This window comes from Boseongicola sp. (assembly GCF_057460485.1).
On the sequence record NZ_JBVCWP010000330.1, the window covers coordinates 1 to 3,943 of the forward strand.

4 protein-coding genes are annotated in these 3,943 nt (G+C 56.7%); all 4 read right to left on the reverse strand.

Annotated features, from left to right (window positions below; translation table 11 throughout):
* Positions 1-243 (reverse strand): SDR family NAD(P)-dependent oxidoreductase (locus tag AC221Y_RS21390; RefSeq protein ID WP_486708357.1); only part of this gene is annotated, 243 nt, incomplete at its 3' end.
* 31 nt (positions 244-274) lie between these two features.
* Positions 275-1,300 (reverse strand): LacI family DNA-binding transcriptional regulator, encoded by a 1,026-nt coding sequence (locus tag AC221Y_RS21395; RefSeq protein WP_486708358.1) that lies wholly within the window; start codon positions 1,298-1,300, stop codon positions 275-277.
* Between the two features lie 126 nt (positions 1,301-1,426).
* Positions 1,427-2,320, reverse strand: coding sequence for an NAD-dependent epimerase/dehydratase family protein (locus AC221Y_RS21400; RefSeq protein ID WP_486708359.1), 894 nt, complete (start codon positions 2,318-2,320; stop codon positions 1,427-1,429).
* Between the two features lie 43 nt (positions 2,321-2,363).
* On the reverse strand, positions 2,364-3,866 hold the full coding sequence (locus AC221Y_RS21405) for a sugar ABC transporter ATP-binding protein (protein WP_486708360.1): 1,503 nt from the start codon (positions 3,864-3,866) through the stop codon (positions 2,364-2,366).
* Positions 3,867-3,943 lie beyond the last annotated feature (77 nt).

Below are 3,943 nucleotides of genomic sequence, written 5' to 3' on the forward strand. Positions count from 1 at the left end.
ATGATCCGCCAAGGCCTGCAACTGCGCCTTGTCGCCCACATCCGTGGCAACCGCGATCACATCCTTCGGCGCGGCCCCGGCCGCCAACAGTTCCTGACGCGCGGCCTCCAAACGTTCGCCGCCGAGATCGGCAAGGCAAACACGCAGACCGCTCCCGGCCAAATGATGCGCCGCGGCTAGTCCGATACCGGACGCTCCCCCTGTTACGACGGCGACTGAACCTTTTGTGATGGCATGATGCATGATTAGAATCCTTTTTTACCCAAGGGCCGGCTCAGGCCGTAGCCCCGTTGAAAATCTCGAAACCGGTGTCGAAGACCGTAGGACCATCGGGGCGATCAGGGGTCTGAAGGATCGCTTCGATCGCCTTTTGGCCGATCATGAACCGGTTTGACCGTATGGTTGAAAGCGGTTGAGGCAATTCGCGACCGATATCCAGCCCGTTGAAGCCGAAAATCGCCAGTTGCTCCGGCAGCGATATTCCCGCGCCCAGACAATGGAACACTCCGCCCACCGCCATGTCGTCGTTGGAGTAGACCACGACATCAACCTTGGCCTTCGCGCGAATCTGCTCTGTGTGGGAACACCCCATGGCAACGGAACTGTGCCCTTCACATATGCTGTGCGCCACAATGGACAGGCCTGCCTCGCCCAGAGCTTCGCACAGCCCGTCATAACGCAGCCGCGCACGCCGGTCTGCCGTCCAGTCGTGACCGACATACCCGAAGCGGCGGTATCCGCGCGAAATCAGGTGCTGACCCGCCGCAAATCCGGCACGGCGATGCGACATGCCAACCGCAATATCGATCGGCGCACTGTCCACATCCATCATCTCGACCACCCGCACTCCGCTTTGGTCAAGCATCCGGCGCGTCGCCATTGTATGGTCGAAGCCCGTGATCAGGATCGCCGCCGGCTGCCACGCCAGAATACCGCGCACCAGCGATTCCTCGCGGTCGATGTCGTAGTCGTTGACGCTTATGACCGCTTGAAAATTTGTCTCTTTCAGGCCGGCATTGATGCCCTGCAAGACTTCGGGAAACACAATATTCGACAGGGATGGAACCACAACCCCAACCAGATGTGAATCCAGCGAGGCCAACGACCCGGCGATCCGGTTCGGAACATAGCCGAGTTCCCGTACCGTCGCCATGACCTTTTCTCTTGTCGCTTCCTTCACCAAACCCTGATTCCGCATAATGCGGGACACCGTGGATTCACTCACATCCGCGTGGAGCGCGACCTCGCGAACGGTGACTTTGCTTTTCTTGTCTGGCAGTCGTTGTTTTGTCTTGCCCAACTTCGGTTTCCTTTCACGGAGACTAAAATCTTACGGTGTCACAACAAGTTTCATGCCATGGTCGGTACTGGATTGACAGTCGATTCTAGCGGAGAAAGGGGTGGCAGGCCACCCCTTTGCCATTGCTTATCGTTTAACGTAATTGCGCCAAGGGTGCGCTTCCTTGAAGCCCAGGACTTCACGGATTTTGCGGTTCGAGAGCGGCGCCTCGTCTTTCCCCATCGGACGGGCAATCTTGATGTCAGGGCAGTATTTCGCCAGAAACTCCGCGGTCGGCAGATCAGCGGTGATGGTGTCGTTCACTGCGTTGAACACCTGATAGCCGAGTCCGTCTTTTTCCAGACACAGGTGTACGATCTCGCCCAGATCGCGGGCGTCGATATAGCTCCAGGCGTTGCGCTTGCGGCACATCGGATCATCCAGATAGGCAGGGAAATTCACGTACTCATGCGGTTCGATCACGTTGCCGATACGCAGTGCGTAAATATCGGCGCCGTAACGCATGGCAAAGGCGCGCGCAGTTTTTTCGTTGACCACTTTCGACAGGCCGTAACTGTCCATCGGGTCGCTGTCGTAATCCTCTTCCAGAGGGAAAGAATGATAGTCCTTGTCGCCCTCGGCGAAACACACGCCATAGGTGGTTTCCGAACTGGCGACGATAACCTTGCGCACGCCGAGCTTCATCGCTGCTTCGATCACGTTGTAGGTTCCGACCGTATTGTCGGAAAAGGTCTTGTTATCTGGATTGATCATCACCCGGGGTACAGCCGCAAAATGCACGACCGCATCCGGCGCCTTGGGTGGTACGCCGTCGTCATAGCCTTCGAAGCCGAAATGCGTGGACAATGCGTTGAATACCTGACCGCTGTCGGTGATGTCGGTTATCAGCGTATTGACGCCCGGATGGTCGAACGGTTTCAGATCGACGTTCAACACGGAATAGCCCTTCTCAAGAAGGTGCGGCACCGCATGGCGGCCTGCCTTGCCTGTTCCACCGGTGAAAACGATACGTTTCGTCATTTGGAATTCTCCATTTCGTATTTGATTGAATCTGTTATTGGGATCAGCCGGTTGCTGCCAGCATCACCCGTTCCTGTGTAGCCTCGCTTCGGGGCAGAATATTGCTGATTTTGCCCTCTTTCAAAACGACGACCCTGTCGCTTACCGCCAGTATCTCCGGCAGGTCCGATGATACGACAATGATTGACATTCCCTCGTCCGCCAGATTGTTGAGCAGCGTATGCACTTCGGCTTTCGCGCCAATGTCTATTCCGCGCGTCGGTTCGTCAACAATCAGAATGCGCGGACGCCGTGCTACCCATTTGGCGATCACCACCTTTTGCTGGTTGCCGCCAGACAGGTTCAGCACCTGCTGTTCCGGCGACGGTGTTTTGATTCCCAGCGATTTTATGAAAGTCTGGCAGGCATTTGTCTCGCGCTTGCGGTTGACAACATCCAGTGTACAGTAATCAGACAGATGCGTCAGGCTGAAATTCTCGCGCACCGACATGCCAAGTACCAGCCCCAGCTCCTTGCGGTCCTCGGTCACGAAGCCGATCCCCATATCGATGGCCTGGGACGGCGCATGGATGGAAACGACCTGACCGTCGATCCGGATCTCTCCCATATAAGGACGGCTGCCGAATATCATTTCCATGATTTCGGTCCGGCCCGATCCAACCAGCCCAAAAAATCCCAGAACTTCTCCCTTGTGCAGGTCAAAGGTGACATCGGACACCCGTGCGCCCTGCTCCGTGGGCCGCTTCAGACCGAGCCCCTGAACCGACAGCAACACCTCGGTGGTGGCATGGGAATGGTGTTCTCCGAACATCTGCGACAGGTCGCGGTCAACCATCTTGCGCACGAGAATGTCGCGGGTCATTTCACCGATAGGCCGGCTGTCCACAGTCTCCCCGTCGCGCAGCACTGTCACGCGGTCAGCAATTTCAAATATCTCGTCCAAACGGTGCGAGATATAGACGATTCCGATATTCTGCGCCGCGAGTTTGCGCACCATTTTCATCAGCGTCTCCGCCTCGTGGTGGCTCAGCGATGCGGTCGGTTCGTCCATAATGATCAGTTTCGACTTGTAAGAGAGAGCCCGCGCGATCTCTACCATCTGTTTTTGGCCGATGCTCAGATCGCCGACCAGAGACGTAGGTGAGATATTCACGTCGAGTTCGCCCAGAATGGCCCGTGCATCTGCTTGCATCTTGCGACTGTCGATCAGTCCGCCTCGTCCGACGGGCTCGCGTGCAAGAAAGATGTTCTCGGCCACGGTCAGGTTATTCACGACCGCAAGTTCCTGATAAATAATGTTGATCCCCAGAGACCTGGCATGCACCGGGTCTTTGATCACTACCTCCTGCCCCTCGACCGTGATCACACCGCCCGGATCGGCCCGATAGACACCGGTCATGATCTTCATCAGCGTGCTTTTGCCAGCGCCGTTTTCCCCGGCCAATACATGAACCTCGCCACGGGCCAGCTTCAAATCGACCTTGTTCAGCGCCTTGACGCCGGGAAACGTTTTGGAGATGCCGTGCATTTCAAGAAAGTTGGTCATTGACGCCTCGATCATCGGATTGCAAGTCGGTCTTGGAAAGGGGGCGGAACGGCAAACCCGTTCCGCCCCTTCGGTGA